The organism is Micromonospora sp. CPCC 205558, from assembly GCF_036902955.1.
Lineage (GTDB): Bacteria > Actinomycetota > Actinomycetes > Mycobacteriales > Micromonosporaceae > Micromonospora.
Genome location: NZ_JBAKHR010000008.1, coordinates 216601 through 236825, shown reverse-complemented (window position 1 = coordinate 236825; position 20225 = coordinate 216601). Strand labels below are relative to the sequence as shown.

Annotated in this window: 18 protein-coding genes, 1 tRNA gene and 1 pseudogene; 9 read left to right on the top strand and 11 right to left on the bottom strand. The window is 72.2% G+C overall.

What is annotated here, in order from left to right; all coding sequences use genetic code 11:
- Positions 1-120 precede the first annotated feature (120 nt).
- Entirely contained in the window at positions 121-2250 is a 2130-nt protein-coding gene (locus tag V6U86_RS12215) for a transglycosylase domain-containing protein (RefSeq protein WP_334502136.1), read from the top strand.
- A 58-nt stretch (positions 2251-2308) separates the two neighbouring features.
- Here V6U86_RS12215 and V6U86_RS12210 read toward each other — a convergent pair whose 3' ends face one another.
- Positions 2309-2878, bottom strand: coding sequence for a GNAT family N-acetyltransferase (locus V6U86_RS12210; protein WP_334502134.1), 570 nt, complete (start codon positions 2876-2878; stop codon positions 2309-2311).
- The gene (locus V6U86_RS12205) at positions 2875-4278 is read right to left on the bottom strand and encodes a cobyrinate a,c-diamide synthase (protein WP_334502132.1); all 1404 of its coding nucleotides are present in this window, start codon (positions 4276-4278) and stop codon (positions 2875-2877) included. Before V6U86_RS12205 ends, V6U86_RS12210 begins: the two co-directional genes overlap by 4 nt.
- Positions 4279-4483: 205 nt before the next feature.
- Here V6U86_RS12205 and V6U86_RS12200 point away from each other — a divergent pair, with 205 nt between their 5' ends.
- The gene (locus V6U86_RS12200) at positions 4484-5305 is read left to right on the top strand and encodes an SURF1 family cytochrome oxidase biogenesis protein (RefSeq protein WP_442934927.1); all 822 of its coding nucleotides are present in this window, start codon (positions 4484-4486) and stop codon (positions 5303-5305) included.
- A 10-nt stretch (positions 5306-5315) separates the two neighbouring features.
- Here V6U86_RS12200 and V6U86_RS12195 read toward each other — a convergent pair whose 3' ends face one another.
- From V6U86_RS12195 to V6U86_RS12175, 5 genes are all read right to left on the bottom strand, one after another.
- Entirely contained in the window at positions 5316-6908 is a 1593-nt protein-coding gene (locus V6U86_RS12195; RefSeq protein WP_334502279.1) for an ATP-dependent DNA ligase, read from the bottom strand.
- Positions 6909-7009: 101 nt separating this feature from the next.
- Positions 7010-7216, bottom strand: coding sequence for a hypothetical protein (locus V6U86_RS12190; protein ID WP_030333429.1), 207 nt, complete (start codon positions 7214-7216; stop codon positions 7010-7012).
- Positions 7217-7301: 85 nt separating this feature from the next.
- On the bottom strand, positions 7302-8645 hold the full coding sequence (locus V6U86_RS12185) for a dipeptidase (RefSeq protein WP_334502277.1): 1344 nt from the start codon (positions 8643-8645) through the stop codon (positions 7302-7304).
- A gap of 36 nt (positions 8646-8681) precedes the next feature.
- Positions 8682-9827: a M48 family metallopeptidase gene (locus V6U86_RS12180; protein WP_334502127.1), complete on the bottom strand. Its 1146-nt coding sequence runs from the start codon at positions 9825-9827 to the stop codon at positions 8682-8684.
- 67 nt (positions 9828-9894) lie between these two features.
- A complete protein-coding gene (locus V6U86_RS12175) occupies positions 9895-10536 on the bottom strand; it encodes a uridine kinase family protein (protein WP_334502125.1) in 642 nt (213 codons plus the stop codon).
- A 286-nt stretch (positions 10537-10822) separates the two neighbouring features.
- Here V6U86_RS12175 and V6U86_RS12170 point away from each other — a divergent pair, with 286 nt between their 5' ends.
- Positions 10823-11224: a rhodanese-like domain-containing protein gene (locus V6U86_RS12170; RefSeq protein ID WP_334502275.1), complete on the top strand. Its 402-nt coding sequence runs from the start codon at positions 10823-10825 to the stop codon at positions 11222-11224.
- Between the two features lie 159 nt (positions 11225-11383).
- On the opposite strand, the gene V6U86_RS12165 is transcribed toward V6U86_RS12170, so the two are convergent.
- From V6U86_RS12165 to V6U86_RS12155, 3 genes and pseudogenes are all read right to left on the bottom strand, one after another.
- Positions 11384-12925, bottom strand: coding sequence for a cobyric acid synthase (locus V6U86_RS12165; protein ID WP_334502120.1), 1542 nt, complete (start codon positions 12923-12925; stop codon positions 11384-11386).
- 287 nt (positions 12926-13212) lie between these two features.
- Positions 13213-14190 (bottom strand): annotated as a pseudogene (locus V6U86_RS12160) (cobalamin biosynthesis protein); the annotation flags it as partial.
- A gap of 251 nt (positions 14191-14441) precedes the next feature.
- A complete protein-coding gene (locus V6U86_RS12155) occupies positions 14442-15197 on the bottom strand; it encodes a single-stranded DNA-binding protein (RefSeq protein ID WP_334502118.1) in 756 nt (251 codons plus the stop codon).
- 303 nt (positions 15198-15500) lie between these two features.
- Between V6U86_RS12155 and V6U86_RS12150 the strand changes: the two genes are divergently transcribed.
- Together V6U86_RS12150 and V6U86_RS12145 are read left to right on the top strand one after the other, a co-directional pair.
- Positions 15501-15920: an HPF/RaiA family ribosome-associated protein gene (locus V6U86_RS12150; RefSeq protein ID WP_124770532.1), complete on the top strand. Its 420-nt coding sequence runs from the start codon at positions 15501-15503 to the stop codon at positions 15918-15920.
- A gap of 401 nt (positions 15921-16321) precedes the next feature.
- Positions 16322-17422 (top strand): alpha/beta hydrolase, encoded by a 1101-nt coding sequence (locus V6U86_RS12145; protein ID WP_334502112.1) that lies wholly within the window; start codon positions 16322-16324, stop codon positions 17420-17422.
- A 99-nt stretch (positions 17423-17521) separates the two neighbouring features.
- Here the strand turns inward: V6U86_RS12145 and V6U86_RS12140 are convergent, their stop codons facing one another.
- Positions 17522-18217: a hypothetical protein gene (locus V6U86_RS12140; protein WP_334502110.1), complete on the bottom strand. Its 696-nt coding sequence runs from the start codon at positions 18215-18217 to the stop codon at positions 17522-17524.
- Positions 18218-18378: 161 nt separating this feature from the next.
- On the opposite strand from V6U86_RS12140, the gene V6U86_RS12135 reads away from it, so the two are divergent.
- From V6U86_RS12135 to V6U86_RS12120, 4 genes are all read left to right on the top strand, one after another.
- Positions 18379-18454 (top strand) — tRNA-Arg (locus tag V6U86_RS12135).
- A gap of 154 nt (positions 18455-18608) precedes the next feature.
- Entirely contained in the window at positions 18609-18977 is a 369-nt protein-coding gene (locus V6U86_RS12130) for a hypothetical protein (protein ID WP_334502108.1), read from the top strand.
- A gap of 326 nt (positions 18978-19303) precedes the next feature.
- Positions 19304-19783 (top strand): hypothetical protein, encoded by a 480-nt coding sequence (locus V6U86_RS12125; RefSeq protein WP_334502105.1) that lies wholly within the window; start codon positions 19304-19306, stop codon positions 19781-19783.
- Between the two features lie 73 nt (positions 19784-19856).
- Positions 19857-20201, top strand: coding sequence for a hypothetical protein (locus tag V6U86_RS12120; protein ID WP_334502103.1), 345 nt, complete (start codon positions 19857-19859; stop codon positions 20199-20201).
- The last annotated feature ends 24 nt before the right edge of the window (positions 20202-20225 follow it).

Below are 20225 nucleotides of genomic sequence, written 5' to 3'. Positions count from 1 at the left end.
TCCGCGATCCTGCCGGGAAGGTGGCCGGTGGGACAGCCGATCTCGGCGTAAGCCGCGTCACCACTCGCCGGTTTAAGAGTTCTTCTCATGTACGAATCGGAAATGTCATAACTTGACCAGGTGAGCAATCGACCCCTTGCTGCCGCTGGTCGTCTCGTCCCTCTCCTCCGCGCCGGTCTCATCGCCGGAATCGTGATCGCTGCCGCCGCGTACCCACTGGTCGCCCTCACCGGGATCGGCGCCAAGGCCACCGCGCACGCCGTGGACCAGAAGACCCGGGTGCTGAAGACCGCCCTGCCCGCCGAGACCTCGTACCTCTACGCCCCCGACGGCAAGACCGTGCTGACCATGTTCTACGAGGAGTACCGGCAGTACACCAAGCTGTCGGACATGTCGCCGAACATCCAGCAGGCGATCATCGCGGCCGAGGACTCCCGCTTCTACCAGCACCACGGCGTCGACCCGAAGGGCGTCGCCCGGGCCTTCGTCTCCAACGCCCGCTCCGGCGGCTCCCAGGGCGCCTCGACGCTGACCATGCAGTACGTCCGGATGGCCCTGCGGGACAGCGCGACCACTCCCAAGCAGGTCCAGGAAGCCACCCAGCAGACCAGCCTGCGCAAGGTCAAGGAGATGCGGATGGCGCTGGACCTGGAGAAGGAGTTGAGCAAGGAACAGATCATGGAGCGCTACCTGAACTCCGCGTACTTCGGGCACCGGGCGTACGGCATCTACGCGGCCAGCGAGATCTTCTTCTCCAAGACCCCCAAGGACCTCACCCCGGTCGAGGCCGCCACCCTCGCCGGACTGGTCAAGTCCCCGTCCGAGTACGACCCGGCCGACTCCGACCAGAAGGAGGCCACCGGGCGGCGCAACTACGTGCTGGACCGGATGAGCCAACTCGGCTACCTCTCCCCCGACTCGGCCGCCGCCGCCAAGTCCGAGCCGATCCGGCTCAAGCTGACCACCCCACCGCACGACTGCGCCGCGGTGTCGGAGAAGTACAACAGCTGGGGCTTCGCCTGCGACTACCTGAAGAACTGGTGGAGCGCGCAGCCCGCGTTCGGAGCGAACCGGCTGGAACGGATGGACAACCTGCGCCGGGGCGGCTACCGAATCGTGCTCAGCCTCGACCCGAAGATCCAGGAGGCGGCGGAGAACAGCGTCGGCGCCAAGAACGCCACCGGCAGCCCGTTCGCCAACGGCATCGTGGTCTCCGAGCCGGGCACCGGACGGGTGAAGGCCATGGCGGTGAACCGGACGTACTCGCTGGACCTGGCCGAGAATCCGCAGAGCTCCAACCCCGAGGCCGGGCCGAAGGTGAAGGCAAACTATCCGAACACGGTGGCGCCGCTGCTCGGCGGCGGTGACCTGGCCGGCTACCAGGCCGGGTCGACGTTCAAGATGTTCCCGATGCTGGCCGCGCTGGACTCCGGGATGACCCTCTCCACCTCGTTCAACGCGCCCTACCGCTACAAGTCGTCCGTGTACGACGGCTGGGCGCCCTCCAACGCCAGCGCAGCAATGACCGGCCAACAGACCATGTGGTCCGGCTTCGGCAAATCGGTAAACACGTACTTCGTGTGGCTGGAGGAGAAGGTCGGCGCGGACCGGGCGGTCCGACTGGCCGAACAGCTCGGGCTGCGCTGGCGCACCGACGTCGACCGGGAACAGGCGTCCCCGACCAAGGCGAAGAAGTGGGGCGCGTTCACCCTGGGCGTCTCCGACGCCACCCCACTGGAGATGGCGAACGCCTACGCCGCCATCGCCGCCGACGGCCGCTACTGCGAGGCCATCCCGGTGCAAGCGATCATGAACCGGGACGGCACTCCCGCCACGTACGCCACCCCGGGCGGCCTGCACCGCGAAGTGGCCAAGCCACGGTGCCGGCAGGTCGTGAGCGCGGACGCCGCGCGGGCAGCCACCGACGCGGCCCGCTGCCCCACCGGAGACACCCCGGCGCGCGGCAGCTGCGGCGGCTGGTCCACCGCCGACAGCGTGCGGGGCACCGTCGGACGCCCGGTGGCCGGCAAGACCGGTACGACCGACAGCACCAGGTCGGCCTGGTTCGTGGGCTACACCCCGGAGTTGGCGGCGGCGAGCTTCATCTCCGACCCCGACAATCCGTTCAACGCGGTCGGTGACGGGCAGTCCCAGATCCCCATCGCCGCGGTTTCGGAGACCCTGCGCGACGGCCTGAAGGGCACTCCAACCCGCCAGTTCACCCCACCATCGGACGCCATCGTCGGCTGACCGGCGCGAGCGCAACGCAGCTCAGGCCAATGCCAGCGCCAGCGCGGCGCAGGTCAGCTCAGCGCAGGTCGGCGGCGACGAACGACCACAGCTCCAGATCGACCCGGCCGCCGCTGACGAACCCGGCGTTACGCAGCAGACCCTCGTAGCTGAAGCCGGCCTTCTCGGCGACCCGGCGCGAGGCCAGGTTGCCGGGCGCCACCCGCAGCTCGACCCGTTGGAAGCCGTGCTCCAGGATCAGCGCGATGGCCACCGCGTCGACCGCCTCGGCGGCGAGACCGAAGCCCCGCGCGGGTGCCGCCATCGCATAGGAGATCTCGGTGAGGCGGGCGCCCCAGTCGGTGCGCCGGGTCCACAGCGAGCCCACCACCTGGTCGTCCTCACGCCGGACCACCGCATAGTGGTCGCCCTCCCCGCTGTCGCGCCGCTGCCTGGCCAGATCGGTGCACCAGGCCAACCCGTCGATCGGGCCGGAGTCGTCGGGCAGCGGCAGCCAACGCCGGGTCAGCTTGTCGGCGAAGATCTCCCCGGCCGCCGCCGCGTCGGCCGCCGCGAGCTGGCGCACCTCGGTCCGCGGGGTGGAGACGGTCAACGCCGGGAACCGGCGCACCGCCACCTGACCGATCACACCGACACCCCGCCTGGCTGAGCGGGCACCACCTCGCTCGTCGGGTCGGCCGCCGCCGCGGCGACCAACCGGGTGGCCGTCGCCGGATGGCCGGCCCAGTGCAGGGTGAGCTGCGAGGCGTGCACGTTGCGCCAGACGAAGCCCTCCGGTGCGCCGCCGTCCCAGCTCCAGGCCGGCCGCTGACCGGCGCGGGGGGTGAGCACCGCACGGTGCGCCTTGTGCCCGACCAGCACGGTGCCGGTGGCGGCGACCACACTGTCGGTCTGGGCGGTCGCCTCCCGGTAGCCGGCCACCACCCCCTCCCGGCTGACCCCGACCGCGTCCAGGACACCGCACATCGGCAGCCCGTCCAGCTCCCGAGCCAGCCACAGCAGGCCGGCGCCCTCGGCGATCACCGGACGCCCGGTGCGCGCCAACTCGGCCACCGCGATGCAGAGCCGCCGGTTGGCCGACAACTGCTCGGCGTACGCCTCGGGCAGCGCGCCACCGACGACCAGCGCGCGGGTGCCGACCGGCAGGGCCTCGTCGCGCAGCGGGTCGACGACGACGACCTCGGCTCCGGCGGCCCGGAGCAACTCCACCGTCTCCGGGTGGCTGAAGCTGCCGCCCGGCCCACCGGCCACCGCCACCAGCGGACGGTTCGCCGGGAGTGTGAACGCGCCAAGCGCCTCCTCGGGAGACCAGGCGGGCGCCGGCAGCGGCGGAGCGGAGCGGGCCAACCCGAGCAGCCGTTCCAGGTCGACCGTGGCGGCGACCGCCTCGCCCAACCGGCGGACCGCCCGGACGGCATCGGCCGAATTGTCGACCACCGGCGCCACACCGTGCCGCCGCGACGGCAGCACCGCCGGCAGGTCCTGGCGACGCAGCGCGCCGTAGACCGGCACTCCCACGTCGTCCAACGCCTCGCGCAGCATCCCCTCGTGACGCGACGACGCCACCCGGTTGAGGATCACCCCGCCGAGCCACAACTGCTCGTCGTACGAGCGGAAACCGTGCACCAGGGCCGCCACCGACTGACCCATCGCGGCCACGTCGACAACGAGCACCACCGGGCTGCGCAGCGCGGCGGCCGCGGCGGCGGTGGACTCCTCCTCGGGACGGCCACCGACCGAGTCGTACAGCCCCATGCTGCCCTGCACCACGGCGAGCCCGGCACCGGCGGCACCATGCGCCACCAGCGGGGCGAGCCGGTCGACGCCGACCAGCCGGGGGTCGATCACCCGACCCGGCCGACCGGAGGCGAGACCGAGGTAGGCGGCGTCGACGTGGTCGGGCCCGAGCTTGAACCCGGCGACGTCGACCCCTCGCTCGGCCAGGGCGGCGAGCAGCCCGATCGCCAGCGCGTTCTTACCGTGCCCGGAGGACGGCGCGCTGAGCACCAGGCGCGGCACGACGGTCATCATCGACTCCTCGCGAGCGGTGGCGGGTACGCGACAGGACGACCGAGGCCGATCCGTCGGCGTGACGATACCCGCCCGGCCGCGGGCGCGAGCACCGCCAACCGGGGCAGCCGGCCCCGCCCTGGCAGGGCCCACCGGCGACGGGCCCGGCCCGGTCCGGCCCGTCCAGGTCAGTGGCGCCGGTCATACGAGTAGCCTCGGTGCCGTGTACCGGTTCCTGCTGAGCCCACGCTGGCTGGGCGCTCTCGCGCTGACCATGGTCGCCGCCGCCGTCATGGTGTTCCTCGGCGACTGGCAGCTGGACCGCTACCGGGGGCGCACCGAGGTCAATGAGCGGATCGACGCGGGCCAGCGGATGGCTCCCGCGCAGCTCGGCGACGCGCTGCGCACTCCCACCGGCGGCCCGGGGACGACAGGCCCGGCCCCCGCCGAGGACAAGGTCTGGACCCGGGTCACCGTCACCGGCCGGTACGACCCCACGAACACCGTGCTGGTCCGTGGCCGGACGGTGGACAGCCGGGTCGGCTTCGAGGTGCTCACCCCGCTGGTGCTCGCCGACGGCACGGCGCTGCTGGTGGACCGGGGCTGGATCCCGCCGGCGCCCGGTGGGGCGACCGCCCAGCCGTCGGTGCCGGCCGCGCCGACCGGCGACGTGACGGTGGTCGGTCGGGTGCACGAGACCGAGAGCGGCGCCGGCACGGTGGCCCGACGCGACGGGGTGCTGGAGATCCGGCGGATCGGGGTGTCCCGGCTGGCCGGCGAGATGCCCTACCCGGTCTACGGCGCCTACCTGCTGCTCGACGAGCAGACCCCGGCGGCCGATCCGCTGTTCAAGGCGGTGCCGGTCGGGCACACCAACAACTGGCAGAACTTCGGCTACGTCGTGCAGTGGTGGCTCTTCGCGGTGATGGCGCTGTTCGGCTACGGCTGGGTGGCCCGTCGAGAGGCCCGCCGGGCCGCCGGCATCGGCACCCCTCCGGCTCCCCTGGACCGGGCCGCCGAACCGACGTCGACCGCGTCCGCGTGACCCCGCCCCGTCAGCCACTCACCCGGCCGGCGTGGATGGCGCGGACCGCGTCGATGGTGTCCGCCTCGGCGGCGGACTTGTCGTCGCGATAACGCACCACCCGGGCGAACCGCAGCGCCACCCCACCCGGATAGCGCGAACTCGTCTGCACCCCGTCGAAGGCGATCTCCACCACCTGCTCGGGCCGGACCCGGACGACCCAGTCGCCGCGTTCGACCGCGAGGTCGAGGAACCGCTCGGTCTGCCAACGCAGCAGCTCGTCGGTGAGCCCCTTGAACGTCTTGCCGAGCATGACGAAGTCGCCGGTGTGCGCGTCACGCGCGCCCAGATGCAGGTTGGACAGCCAGCCCTTGCGTCGGCCGCTGCCCCACTCGACGGCGAGGACCACCAGGTCGAGGGTGTGCCGCGGTTTCACCTTGACCCAGGCGGCACCGCGCCGGCCGGCGTCGTAGGGGGCGTCCGGCGCCTTCACCACCACGCCCTCCTGCCCGGCGTCGAGCGCGGCGGCGAACGCGGCGGCGGCCTGCTCCGGATCGTCGACCTCCATTCGCCCGACCAGCAGTGACGAATCCACCGAACCGGCGAGGGCGGCCCACCGCTCCCGGCCGGGAAGGTCGATCAGATCCTCGCCGTCGAGGTGCAGCAGGTCGAAGAAGTACGGGGTGAGCACCGTCGCACCGGTGCTGGCAGCCGCCGCGAGCACCGCTGGGGCGACCGGTGTGCGACCGGTGGTGCTGGGGGTGGTGCGTCGGGCGGCCCGGCTCGACGTCTGTTGGAAGGGCAGTGGGCGGCCGGTCTCGTCCAGGCCGATCGCCTCGCCGTCGAGGACCAACTCGCGGCCGGGCAGGGCACGGACCGCGGCGACCACCTCGGGCACCCGGGTGGTGATCTCGTCGAGGCTGCGGGTGAACACCGCGATGTCGGCGCCGGAGCGGTGCACCTGGATGCGGATGCCGTCGAGCTTCACGTCGACCACCGCCGGCGTGCCGGTCGCGGCGAGCGCCTCGTCGACCGAGGGGGCGCTCTGCGCGAGCATCGGCGCCAGCGGCCGGCCGACCTGCAGACCGAACCCGGCCAGCGCGGCGGCCCCGCCGGCCAGGGCGGCCACCGCCACGGCCCGCAGATCACCGGCGAGCAGCAGCGCCCGGCGGACCGCCGCGACCGGCACCTCGGCGGCCCGGGCCACCGCGTCCGCGAGGAGCCCGGCCTGGGCGCCCTGGCGTAGCTCGCCGCTGAACAGGCCGGTGAGCAGGCGCTGCTCGTCGGCCGTCGCCGTCGCGTAGAGGGCACCGAGCAACGCCCGACGCCGAGCCTGCGAGCCCGAGCCGTGCACCGAGGCGATCTGCGCGATGGCGGCGTCCACGGCGGCCACCGTCAACGTCGGCTCGACGGCCGGTGACGGCAGGTCACGAAGACTCGCATAGCCGACCCCGGTTTGCCGTTGGCGCAGCTCACCGGCGAGATAGCCGGCTCCCGGCTCGACCTCGTCGGGGTCGAGCCGGCGCAGCGCGTCAGCGAGCAGCTCCACCTTGGCCCGCCGGCCGCTGGTGGCACCGACGGCCGCGGAGGTGGCTGCCAGATCGAGGAACCGCACGCAGCTCATCCTGCCAGTCACCGCCGACACCGCCCGGGCATTGCCGTGCCCGGGCGGTGTCGGCCGGATGCCGCCCGCCCTCGCGGACGACGAATCAGGCGGAAGGCGGATCAGGCGGAGACGGGCTCCTCGATGCGCAACCCTCGGGCGCGGACCTCGCCGGCGACACGGGAGAGCACCGAGTCGAGGGCGACCAGTGCGGCGGAGAGCTCACCGAGCTGCTCGTTGAGCGTGTCCTCGGACCACGCGGAGACATCGACATCTCCCAGTGCGCTGACAGCGGCCCCCAACCGGGCCATCACCTCGTTCGTACTCATGTACGAAAGGCTATAACAGCCAGCCGTCCGACACGCCGTAAACCTCCAGATCAGACCCGAAGTTGCCGACACCGGCACCCGGGCCCTACCTGCCCGCTGCCGCCACCTTGCCCAGCAGGAGCGCCTCGGCGAGGCAGACCCGGGCGAACTCCCCCAGGTGCAGACTCTCGTTCGGGCCGTGTGCGCGGGCGTGCGGGTCCTCCACACCGGTCACCAGGATCGCCGCCTCCGGGAACATCTCCTGGAAGGTGGCGATGAACGGGATCGAACCGCCGACGCCGATGTCCACCGGGTCGGTGCCGTCCCAGGCGGCCCGGAAGGCCGACCGGGCGGCGTCGAACATCGGCCCGGACGCGTCGATCACGCACGGGTAACCGTCGTGCTCCAGGCTGACAGTCACCTGGGCACCCCACGGCGCGTGCTTCTCCAGGTGCGCGCGCAGCGCCTCGTACGCCCGCTTGGGGTCGTCGCCCGGAGCGAGACGGACGTTGAGCTTCGCCTTCGCGGCCGGCACCAGGGCGTTCGGCGCCTCACTGGTGGATGGCGCGTCGATGCCGATCACGGCGATCGCGGGCTTGGTCCAGAGCCGGTCGGTGATCCGGCCGGTGCCGATGAACTGGACACCGTCGGCCAGCCCGGCCTCGGCCCGGACCCGGTCCTCGGGGTAGTCGACGGTGGCGCCCACCCGGCCGACCAGCCCGTCCACCGCCACGTCACCGGCGTCGTCGTGCAGGGTCGCCAGCAGGCGGACCAGCGCGGCGAGCGCGTCCGGCACGGCACCGCCGAACATGCCGCTGTGCACCGCGTGGTCCAGCGTGCGCACCTCGACGAAACAGTTGACGACGCCGCGCAGCGAGGTGGTCAACGCCGGTACGCCGATGTCCCAGTTGCCGGAGTCGGCGATCACGATGACATCCGAGGTGATCTCGTCGCGGTGCTCGATCAGCAGTTGCTCCAGCGAGTCGGAGCCGTACTCCTCCTCGCCCTCGATGAAGAGCACCACGCCCACCGGCAGCGCGTCCCCGTACGCGCGCAGTGCCGCGACGTGCGCCATGATGCCGGCCTTGTCGTCGGCCGCGCCCCGGGCGTAGAGCCGGCCGTCTCGCTCGACCGGCTCGAACGGGTCGGACTCCCACAGCGACCGGTCGCCGACCGGCTGCACGTCGTGGTGGGCGTAGAGCAGCACGGTGGGTGCGCCGGGCGGGGCGGCCCGACGGCCGATCACCGCCGGCTGGCCACCGGAACGCACGATCTCGACGTCCAGGCCGCAGCCGCGCAGCAGCTCGGCCACCGCCTCGGCGGAACGTTCCACGTGCGAGTGGTCGAAACCCTCGAAGGCGATGCCGGGGATGCGGACGAGGCGTTCCAGGTCGGCCCGGACGCCGGGCATCTCCCGCTCGACGGCGGCCCGCACCTCGGACTCGGACATGATCGGTGAGGTCATGACCGGCATCGTATGCCGGCCTTACCGGGGCGTGCTGGCGGAGCCCGTACCGTCACCGCTGTCCGTGGGGCCGGCACCGGCCCGCGCGCCGGGGGCGGCCCGGCCGGCGCGGTGTGCGCGACCCGCCGCCTCGGTGGCCGCGTCCATCCAGGAACGGGCCCGACCGGCGGTGCCGCCCACCCACTCGCCGACGTCGCTCGCGCCGTCGCCGAGCCGGCGCAGCAACCCGACCAGCGGGTCGCTGGACCGGCTGAACTCCTCCCGGTACGACTCGGCAGCCGCCTTGATCTCGTCCGTGACGCTGGTCGAGCTGTCGTCCTCGCGGCGCGGGTAGTCCCCGGCCAGCACCCGCCCGTACGCCCCGGAGTCGATCCACTGGCGCAGCTGCGCCGCCCGCGCCACCGGCACCGGGTGGGTGCTCCACGCGGTCATCCGGATCTTGTGCAGGCTGTCGCGCAGGTCACCGCCGCCGGCGTACTCGGCGGCCTGCTCCAGGAACGCGGTGGTGTCGACCTGGGACAGGTCACCGCCGCCGGCCAGCTTCATCAACAGCCGCAGCGCGGCGGCCGGGTCCTGCCCGGCGAGCAGGCCGGCCCGGTCGGCGGAGAGCTCCGCCTTGCGCCACCACTCCAGCATCGCCGCGATGATGGCCCGCAGCGCGATCGCGCCGACCGGCAGCCAGCTCAGGTTGGCCGCCCAGCGGGTGAGGATCATGAGCATGGTCTTGTAGACCGCGTGCCCGCTGCCCACGTGCCCCAACTCGTGGCCGAGCAGACAGCGCAGCTCGTCCTCGTCGAGTTGCTGCACGCAAGCGGAGTTCAGCACGATGAACGGTCGCTCCAGCCCGACCGCCTCGGCGCCCAACCAGGGCGACTGGGTCACGTACAGCTCGGGCAGCTCGGCCACGTCGAGCGCCGCCGCGGCCTCGGTGTAGCGCTGCCACACCGCCGGGTACTGCCGGTGGTCGACCCGGATGCCGGAGGCCAGCACGGACAGCCGGAAACCGCGCTCGTTCCACATGCCGAAGAACGACCGCACCACGTCGTCGAAGCCGCGCAGCTCCCGCAGCGCGACCAGGGCACCCCGGTCGGCGGGATGCTCCCAGGCCCGCGAGCTGATGCCGGTGAGGGTGATCCGACGCCGCGCTGGCGCGTCCGCTGCCGTCATGGTGGCTCCCCGTTCGCCGTAGCTCCCCGCATCGTGCCGTAGTCGGTGGCAGACGTCCATGCCCCGCTCAGCGGAGGCGCACGTAGTACCGGTCCGCGTCGTGCGGCAGGGTGGGAGCGCCGTCGACCAACAGGTCGGCGTGGGCCGCGGTCTCGTCGACGGCGAAGTGCGCGCGTTCCCCGTCATGCCAGCGGCGCAGCTCCGGCAAGATCTCCGGTCCGTCCCGGGCGACGGCGCGGGTCAGCCGCAACGCCGCGGGCGCGGTGACGAACACGGCCAGCGTCAGCTCCGGCCGGACGACCGCTCGGGCGGCGCTGACCCCCTCGACGACCAGCACCGGAGCCACCGGCACCGGGACCGGCCGGGGCAGGAAGCGTTGCCGGACCCAGCTGTACCGCTGGTAGGCGCCCTGCTCCCCGTCGCGCAGCGGGGCGAGCACCCCCTCGTCGAGTCGGGGCCAGAAGGTGACCTGGTCGTCCCACCCGTCGAGCAGGTCGTCGGTGTGCACCACCGGCGGTCGGCCGCCGAGCGGCCCCGCCAGGGCATCCGCGAGCCGCGCGGCGAACCGGCTCTTGCCCGCGCCGCTCGGCCCGTCGACAGCGACCAGCCGGGTCCGCCCCAACCGCGCCGGGCCCGCGAGCACCCCACGAGCCAGTTCGGCGTACGCCTCGACGACCGCCACGGTCGGCCCGTCGGTCTCCGGGTTCACCGCAACCTCGCGTGGTGCATGACCGAAGTATGCCGCCACGGCCGCCGGCCAGGATGATCGACTCGGGTTCATTCCCTGCTGGCGGGCGGCCACCGCGGTGTCAGCGAGGCGTGGTCGATCATGCGGGTTGAGGGGCCAGGGTGGGCCACGTTGACCCGTCCGGCTGATCGCCCCGGCCGGCCACCGTCACGTCCGGGGGAATTGGGGCGGCGACGGGTGACGGGCGGGCCGTTCGCCGCCCGGGGTGCCACCGAATCGGGATGATCGGGTGGTGCTCCGAGACGTGATGAGCCCCGGCATAGACGCCCTGCTCGAACAGGCCCGCGCCGGGCTGCACCGACTGACTCCGCAGCAGACCGTCGAGGCGGTCCGCGGCGGCGCGTTGCTGGTCGACACCCGTACCGAACTGCAGCGCCGCGAACAGGGCGACCTGCCGGGCGCTGTCGTCATCGACCGGACCGTACTGGAGTGGCGCCTCGATCCGGCCAGTGCCTGGCGGATCCCGGAAGCCACCGGGTACGACCGGGAGATCGTGCTGGTGTGCCGGCAGGGCTACAGCTCCAGCCTGGCCGCCGCCAGCCTGCAGACCCTCGGGCTGCGCCGGGCCACCGACATGATCGGCGGCGTGGACGCCTGGCTCGCCGCCGGCCTCCCCACCACCGACCGCCCCGCCGACGTCCGCCCCTGACTCCACCACCGTGCGCCCACCTCGGGCGGGCAGCCGGCTCACGATCGCGCTCGATCCAGGAAACAGGCCCATCCTCATGCGGACGAGGCCCCTCGAACAACGATCGAGCACGATCATGGGCGGCCCCACCTGCACAGTCCCCAGGGGACGGTGTGCCAGTCAGGAGGGTGGCGCGCCGGGTGGGATGAAGGGGAGGCCGGCGGGTGGGCCGGCCTCGATGAGACGCCAGAGGGCATCGGTGTCCAGGTGTTCCTCGACCAGGTCGCCCAGCAGGTCCAGTGAGCGTTCCCGGGCGGCGGCGAAACTGGTGGCCGGTGCGACCCGGAACCCGCTGCGGCCGGCGAGGCGAGCCGCTTCGGTGAGGAACCACCGGCGGAACCCGTCGGACTCGAACGCCCCATGCCAGTGCGTGCCGTGCACCGCGCCGAGCACGGCCCCCTCTCCGACACCGTCCTCGCCGGTCAGCAGCGAGGTCAGGCCGGGGTCGGCGTGTGACACGTACCCGTGGTGGATCTCGTAGCCACGCACCGGAAGGCCACCGTGACCGGTGCCCACCGACTGCCGGACGGTCTTGCGCGGATCGAAGGTGATCTCGATGGGCAGCAGACCGAGCCCCGGCACGCTGCCCTGCCGGCTCTCCACCGGGTCGTGGATGGCGCGGCCGAGCATCTGGAAACCGCCGCAGAGGCCGAGCAGGGGTTTGCCGGCCGCCACGTGGGTGGCCACCGCGTCAGCGAGGCCGGTGTCGCGTAGCCAGGCGAGGTCGGCGACGGTGGACTTGGAGCCGGGCAGGACGACCAGGTCGGCGGCGGCCAGCTCGGCCGGTTCGATGGTGAGGCGTACCCGGACACCCGGCTCGGTGGCGAGCGCCTCCACATCGGTGGCATTGCTGATCCGGGGTAGGCGGACGACGGCCACGTCCAGCCATTCGCTGCCGTGCGGGGCGGCGGGGCGGCCGAGCACCCGCCCGTAGGCGAGTGAGTCCTCCGCGTCGAGCCACAGGTCCAGTGCCCAGGGCAGCACACCGTACGTGGGGCGGCCGGTGACCTGACCCAGCATGTCCAGACCCGGCTGGAGCAGGCCAGGGTCGCCCCGGAACTTGTTGATCACGAAGCCGGCGATCAGCGCCTGGTCGGCCGGATCGAGCAGGGCCACGGTGCCGAACATCGAGGCGAACACACCGCCCCGGTCGATGTCACCCACGACGATGGTGGGCAGGTTGGCGTGCCGGGCCAGCCCCATGTTGACGTAGTCACCGGCCCGCAGGTTGATCTCCGCAGGGCTGCCGGCGCCCTCGCAGATCACCACGTCGTACGTCTCACGCAGCTCGGCGAGCGCGGCGTACGCGGTCGCGGCGAGCCGGGGACGTAGCTGCTGGAAGGTGTCGGCGGTGATGGTGTCGACCGCCTCGCCCAGCAGCACCACCTGACTGGCCAGGTCGCTGCCCGGTTTGAGCAGCACCGGGTTGAACCGCAGGTCGGGTGCGAGCCCGCACGCCGCGGCCTGCATGGCCTGGGCGCGCCCGATCTCGCCGCCGCGCCCGTCCGGCCCGACGACCACAGCCGAGTTGTTCGACATGTTCTGTGCCTTGTACGGCGCCACCTTCACGCCCTGGCGGTGCAGCCAACGACAGATGCCGGCGGTGAGCACGCTCTTGCCGGCGTCGGACGTCGTGCCGGCCACCAACAGCCCGCCGCTCACCGCCCGTTCCCCCGCCGCACCCCGGCGCCCCCGTCCACTCCGTCAGCCCGCCCGCGCCCGCCGGCAGCGGCGACCAGCCCGCGTCCGCCGACCGCACCGGCCAGCCCGCGCCTTCCGGCCAGCCCCCGTCCGCCGACCGCACCGGCCAGCCCGCGCCTTCCGGCCAGCCCCCGTCCGCCGACCGCACCGGCCAGCCCGCGCCTTCCGGCCAGCCCCCGTCCGCCGACCGCACCGGCCAGCCCGCGCCTTCCGGCCAGCCCCCGTCCGCCGACCGCACCGGCCAGCCCGCGTCCGCCAGCCACGGCAGCCAGCCCGCGCCTGCTGACCGCGCCCACCAGCCGGCCGAGGGTCACCGGATACGCGGCGGCCAGCCCGACTGCGGCCAGCCCCACCGCGCCGGAGATCCGGGCGGCCCGCTTCAGGTGCCGCGCCTCCGGGCGGGGACCGTCGCCGAGGAACGGGCGCACCTCGGAGCGCCCGAAGTACACATTGCGGCCACCGAGGCGGACCCCGAGCGCACCGGCCATCGCCGCCTCGCACTGGCCGGCGTTGGGGCTCGGGTGGTCGTTGCGGTCCCGCCGCCACACCTGCCAGGCGCGCTGCCGGTCCCCGTGCGCGACCGGCGCGACGGCGATGGTGAGCAGCCCGGTCAACCGGGACGGCACGAGGTTGAGCGCGTCGTCCAGCCGAGCGGCCGGGGTGCCGAACCGCGCGTAGCGCGCCGACCGGTGCCCGACCATCGCATCGAGAGTGTTCGCAGCGCGGTAGCCCAGCAGCCCGGGTAGGCCGGCGACCGCACCCCAGAGCAGCGGAGCGACGACTGCGTCGGAGGTGTTCTCGGCGACCGATTCGACTGTGGCACGGGCCAGCTCCGACTCGCCCAGCGTCGACGGGTCCCGCCCGCAGAGGTGACCGAGGCGTCGCCGGGCAGCGGGCAGGTCACCGTCACGCAGCGTCCGCCCCATCACGGTCGCCTCGTACCGTAGCGTGCGTCCGCCCAGCACGCTCCACGTGCCGGCTGCCACGAGCACCGCCCGGGTCACCGGCCGGTGTCGGGTGGCCGCCGCGGCGACCGCCCCGAGCAGCACCGGCCCTCCGACGGCCAGCGCGGTGAATGCCGTACCCGCCGTTCGGTCCGGGCGGTAGAGGCGACGCTCCAGCGCGCCCGCAGCCTGCCCGAAGCCGGCCACCGGGTGCCACCGGCGGGGGTCGCCGAGCAGCCTGTCCAGCGCGTAACCGGCCAGCAGCCCCACCGCGTTCGCCATCGGCGCTGTCCGTCGCACCCGCACCACCTCCGGCCGGCCAGCCTAGACGAGCACCCCGTGAACCAGCCCACGGTGCCGCATCGGCGACGAGAAACCCTGGAGCGAACAGACCTGCCGACCACCGCTGATGCCCGTCACGCGGGGTGACGACGCTGGTCGCGCCGCCACCCCGCCCCCGTCGTGCCGTACGGCCCACGCCGCCCAACCCGTGACGGCCGCGCCGCCCAATCCGTGACGGCCGCGCCGATCGGTCAGGCCGGCTGCGGGATCCGGCCCCGACCACGCCGCCCTCGGACGGGCTGCGCCGGCTCCCCTTCGTCGGGCATCGGCCCCAACTCGATGTCCAGGTCAGCGTCGGCGTTGTCGTCGTCCGCCTCGGGCGGAGATGCCAAGTCGTCGTCGAGGTCCGTCAGAATGCCGACCTGCCCGACCTGCCCGTCGCTCGGGGAGCTGTCGTCGTCCTCCGGGACGTTGCCGAACGGGCTGGTGCGCAGCTCGGCGTAGTCGGGCAGCTCGAAGTCGTCGTCCAACGGCCGGTCGTCGGGCAGCACGGGGGCCTGCCCGGTCGGCACCGGTTCGGTGGGCTCGCCGTGCACCCGGGCCTCGGCCTCCGCGTCCTCCACGGTGCTGGTCGTCATACTCGGCCGGTTGCGCAGGAACCGGGCGCGGCCCCGGGACAGATCGTGGCCGACGGCGACCGCCTCCAACTCGTAGAGCGTGCGGTGGTTGCCGGCGTCGTCGGTCCAGTCGCGGGTGTAGAGCCGCCCGCAGACCACCACGGGATCGCCGACCATGACGGAGGCCGCCACCCCCTCGGCGAGCTTGCGCCAGCAGTTGACGCGGACGCGCAGCGAATTGCCGTCCACCCACCGGCCACTGTCCCGGTCGAGTCGGCGGGCGGTCGAGGCGACCTTGAAGTTGGCCACCAGGGTGTTGCTCTGGGTCGTACGCCGCCACTCCGGCGTGGTCAGCACATTACCGACAATAGTTACATAAGTGTCGAACATCGTCCCTCCAGGGGATCGGGGCCTGCCAGCGCGAGTCGACTCGCCACCGAGCATCGACACCGGGGACGCCCATCACCAGCGCCCCTGCCCGACCTGTGGATGACGAACCCACCTGTGGACAACGCCCTGATCACGCCCGGATGTGGTACGCCCGACCCGGCCGACCCGCCGTCCACGGTTTCCCAGGCCGTTCGAACTGGGTAAGGACTTGATCAACGCACCACCGACAGTTGCACGTCGACGAGAGGTCAGCGCCATGACGATCACTACCACCGGCTCCGCGAACGCTTCCGAGGCGCAGCGATGAGCGCCGTGGCGAACCCGGCCACCGTGGCTGAGTGCCTGCGGGTGGGCGCCGGGTTCTCCCAGGGCGACCGCAACTGGATCGCCGAGCAGTTCGCCACCCTCGACGCCCGGCTCGCCAGCTTCCACGCCGACGCCACCGAGCTGGAGGTGTCGGTGAAGGACCGGGAGGCGCGCGGCCAGAAGGTCACCCTGGAGTGCTGGATCGCCGGCCGGCAGAAGATCGTCACCACTTCCGCCGAGGAAGACCTGCACGCCGCCCTCAACGATGTCCGGGATGACCTGCGCCGTCGGCTCAACGACGCCAAGACCCGCCAGGAACCCCGGCACAACAAGCACCTACGCGACCTGCCTCAGCCGCAGACCGAGGCCGACGAGTCCGAGGACGAGGCGCCCCGCGCCGACGCGGAAACGGCCTGACCCACGCCCCACCCCGCGATCTTGCACTTTCGGCTCCCGCGCCGACGCGGAAACGGCCTGACCCACGCCCCACCCCGCGATCTTGCACTTTCGGCTCCCGCGCCGACGCGGAAACGGCCTGACCCACGCCCCACCCCGCGATCTTGCACTTTCGGCTCCCGCGCCGACGCGGAAACGGCCTGACCCACGCCCCACCCCGCGATCTTGCACTTTCGGCTCCCGAACTGCGGCTTTCGCCGCTTATGCCGGCACAGCAAGTGCAAGATCGCGGGGCGAAGGGGCGGGCAAGGGCGAGGAGGCGGCGCGGGGTCAAGGGCGAGCGGGGCGAGCGGCGCGAGCAGGGCGAGGATCGCCAGGGCTCGGGCTACCGCTGGGTAGGTTGGCGGCGTAGCGTCGCGTTCGTGGAACCGGACGTGTTGGGGCCGCCGTACGAGCGGCAGACGATCGACCTGGGCGCCGACGACGAGGGCCCCGTTGTCGCGACACTGGTCCGGCGGCGGGCCGAGCGCCCCACCGGGCGGGCCGTGCTCTACGTGCACGGCTTCGTCGACTACTTCTTCCAGACCCACCTGGCCGACTTCTTCGCCGAGCGAGGCTGGGATTTCTACGCGCTCGACCTGCGCAAATACGGTCGCAGTCTGCTCCCGGGCCAGACTCCGAACTTCTGCCACGACATCAGCGACTACTTCCCCGAGCTGGACGCCGCCGCTGAAATCATCCGCAAGGACGACGGGCACGACACTCTGCTGGCGATGGGCCACTCCACCGGCGGTCTGATCCTCTCGCTCTGGGCGGACTCCCGCCGCGACACCGGCACCATCGACGGCCTGGTGCTCAACAGCCCCTTCTTCGACCTGAACGCCCCCTGGGCGGTCCGCCGACCCCTCGCGGCCGCCGCGTCCCGGCTGGGCCGCAGGGCGCCGCACCGCATCCTGCCGTTCGGGCTGGGCACGGTGTACGGCGAGAGCATCCACTCCGACCACCGCGGCGAGTGGACGTACGACCTGGCGTGGAAGCCGCTGGCCGGGTTCCCGGTCCGGGCCGGTTGGCTGAACGCGATCCGCACCGGGCAGCGCCGACTCCGTGCCGGGTTGGACATCCAGGTGCCGGTGCTGCTGGCCTGCTCTACCCGGTCCTTCCGGGGCACCAAGTGGCACGACAACGCGACCCTGGCCGACGCCGTACTGGACGTCGAGCACATGGTCCGCTACGCGCCCCGCCTCGGTCGCCACGTCACACTGGCCCGCTTCGACGGCGGGCTGCACGACCTCACGCTCTCCGGCCCCGCCGTGCGGAAGAAGGTCTTCGACGAGGTTGGCCGCTGGGCCGAGGCGTTCCTCGCCGCCGGCCCCACCGCCCCGGCCGACGCGGACACAGCCGACACGGACACGGCTGACACGGACACGGCTGACACGGACACAGCCGACACTGCCCCGGCCGCACGCGCCGAAGCGGCCAACACACAGACACCCGACGCGGCGGGGGCGGCGACCGGCGGCTGACCACGCCGGACGACGTCACGGCTCAGACGTCGCCAGGCGATGTGCGGCGGCTCAGAAATCGCCAGTCGTCGCGGCTCAGACGTCACCAGACGTCGCGGCTCAGACGTCGCCAGGCGTCGCCGGGAGGACGGCACGGATCCGGTCGAAGATCACCACCGGGTGCGCGCCGACGCCGGGCAGGACCAGGCCCAGGCAGTACGGGGCGACCTCGCCGGCGGCATCAGCCTGAACGATGAAGACCGGCGCGCCGACGTACCCCGGCGGCAACTCCGTGGTGATCAGCACGGCGTCCCCGTCACGCACCACCCGCTCGATCGCGACCTCCAGCGGGCGGGACCCGTCTTCGCGTACCCCATGGGCCAGCACGAAAGCGGAACCGGCGTCGGCGCCGAGGCGGGCGACCACCTCAGGCCCGGCGGCGATCCCCGCCGGCACCGGCTGGACGCGCCACCGCCAGCCGCCGTCACCCGCGTACCGGTGCAGGCCAGCGGTCGGCAACACCGCCACCCCGTCGCCCTCGAAGCGTGCCCAACCAGGCACGATCTCGGCCTCGGACAGGACGGCCGGTGCCATCCCCGCCGGCTCGGTGACGCTCGACCGCAGGCCCAGCTCACCCCCAGAAGCGCCCACCAGGTCGGCCGCCGTCAACAGCGACTCCCCCACCGGGTCGTCGCCGTCCTGAAAGAAGAACGCGGTACCGAAACCGCCCGATGACCGGTACGGCAGGATGGCGCGACCGACGACCTGGCACAGCTCGTAGGCGACGTCGCTCTCGGCGTCGGAATCCAGCAACACCAGCCAAAGGTACGGTCCGAGGCCTGCCCGGTCCGCGGTAACCCGGATGCCCGCTCCGAGGCGGACATGAGACTCTGCTCGGCAACCGTGGACGCGGGCACCCTTTTCGCCGTCGGGCAGTGGGACGGCGGTACCCTCTGGGCGCGACATCCACGCCACACGCGCCCGTAGCTCAGCGGATAGAGCAGGGGACTTCTAATCCCAAGGCCGCAGGTTCGAATCCTGCCGGGCGCACCACCGTCACCGTAGATCTGACGCCGACCGGGCGCCGCAGTCTTTGGCACCTATCCGGGGGATGGGGACAGACTGGCGACCACCTTCTGCCGGAGAGCTGGACGGTCTGCCGACTCGCGGACGGGGAGAGCCACCGGCACCCGGCATACTTCCCCGCATGAGTTACGACCTGGCGGTGTGGGAGGGCGACATGCCCGCGGGCGACGAAGCGGCCGGCAAGGTGTACGGAGCCCTGTACCAGCAGTACTTCGAGTACGAGGAACTGTCACCCACGCCCAGGATCCGCGCCTACGTCGATGCCGTCGCGGAACGATGGCCCGACCTCTATGGCCACGACGCCGAGCTCTACCCCCTGTCGAACGGGCTCATCGATGAGGCGTCCGGCCCCATGCTCTACTTCACGATCCCCTTCAACCGGGCCAACGAGGTATCAGCCGCAGCAGCGCAAATGGCCGCCGACCACGGGCTCGTTTGCTACGACCCGCAGTGGGAACACCTGCGCCCCGCTGCCGGTCACGAAGACTGAACCTGCTCTGCAGCGGGATCAACTCATCGCGCTCCACGCAGCGACCGTACAGCCAGGTCGTCCAGCTGAGGCCGACCCTGGCCGACAACGACGGACGGACTGACCAGGTACGCAGAAACCTGACCAGCCACCCTGATCTTCTTCTAATCCCAAGGCCGCAGGTTTCGAATCCTGCCGGGCGCACCCACCGTCACCGCAGGTCGGCGGCGTTCCACTCCCGGTCGAAACGATCACCACGAGGAGATCCACCTTTTCCTGACGGCCAGGCTGTATGTTCTCTCGGCCGTCCTACAGGTGGTGGCCACGCAGCCGATCAGGAGGCTTCCGTGGGTGTTCTGTACGACTACTTTCGCGCCTCCGACGACGAGGCTGTCGCAAAGCTGATGGCCGCCACCGATGGTGGCCCCGTGGTGCGAGAGGTCGATCCTCCCGTCGAGGACGCCGTGGACGGCAAGGGGATCGATCCGCCCGTCGTCCTCGGCCAACTCGTCTCGTTCGCCCTCGACGTGCCCTGGGACGCCGACCTGATCGGGGAGCGACTTATCTGGCCCGACGGTGCTGCTGAGGACCTCGATTACGAAGGACCCTGGGTGGTCGTACTGAGCGATCGTGCCCGGGATGTACTTGCCGGGATCCCGGATGACCGCTTGCCGGGGCTGGCCGACCAGTGGTCACACATCGAGGAACTGTCCCACTACAGCGACACGGGGCCGGAGGACATGCTGTCGCGCTTGCGGGAGTTTGTTGGGCTGGCCCGCAGAGCACGCACAAGCGGGGAACGCATCTACTGCTGGATGTGCCTCTAGACGACCAAGCCCCCGTGCGGCTGCGCAAACTCCAGCATGCACGTTGGCTGGCCGGCGGTAACGGAGGAAGCATTTGGGGTACGAGATTCACGTCAGCCGAACTGAGGAGCACTACGACAGTGCTGAGAACCCGATCGAGCTGGAGGATTGGCTGTCCTACGCGGATGCCAGTCCCAGCCTGAGCGTTGGGGGATGGCTCGGTTGGGATGAGGACCGTCAGCCGATCTACCTGCACACCTGCGCGGACGACAGCGTGGTTTCGCTGACCTGGTTCGAAGGTGGCATCGACATCAAGGGTTACTTCAGCAGTGACCCCTACCGAAAGTTCGGATCCCTCGCCGAGAACTTCGGCGCCACGATTCACGGTGATGACGGTGGGCGGTACACCGCCACCGGAGTCCTTCCGCCCAGCCACTAGCCGCGGAGCGCTGCGAGCCTGATG

Bases quoted from the DNA above. Each gene is read 5' to 3' on its own strand.
- V6U86_RS12205 (WP_334502132.1), bottom strand. From the start codon at position 4,278: ATGACCGTCGTGCCGCGCCTGGTGCTCAGCGCGCCGTCCTCCGGGCAC.
- V6U86_RS12195 (WP_334502279.1), bottom strand. From the start codon at position 6,908: ATGAGCTGCGTGCGGTTCCTCGATCTGGCAGCCACCTCCGCGGCCGTC.
- V6U86_RS12190 (WP_030333429.1), bottom strand. From the start codon at position 7,216: ATGAGTACGAACGAGGTGATGGCCCGGTTGGGGGCCGCTGTCAGCGCA.
- V6U86_RS12185 (WP_334502277.1), bottom strand. From the start codon at position 8,645: ATGTCCGAGTCCGAGGTGCGGGCCGCCGTCGAGCGGGAGATGCCCGGC.
- V6U86_RS12180 (WP_334502127.1), bottom strand. From the start codon at position 9,827: ATGACGGCAGCGGACGCGCCAGCGCGGCGTCGGATCACCCTCACCGGC.
- V6U86_RS12170 (WP_334502275.1), top strand. From the start codon at position 10,823: ATGAGCCCCGGCATAGACGCCCTGCTCGAACAGGCCCGCGCCGGGCTG.
- V6U86_RS12155 (WP_334502118.1), bottom strand. From the start codon at position 15,197: ATGTTCGACACTTATGTAACTATTGTCGGTAATGTGCTGACCACGCCG.
- V6U86_RS12150 (WP_124770532.1), top strand. From the start codon at position 15,501: ATGAGCGCCGTGGCGAACCCGGCCACCGTGGCTGAGTGCCTGCGGGTG.
- V6U86_RS12130 (WP_334502108.1), top strand. From the start codon at position 18,609: ATGAGTTACGACCTGGCGGTGTGGGAGGGCGACATGCCCGCGGGCGAC.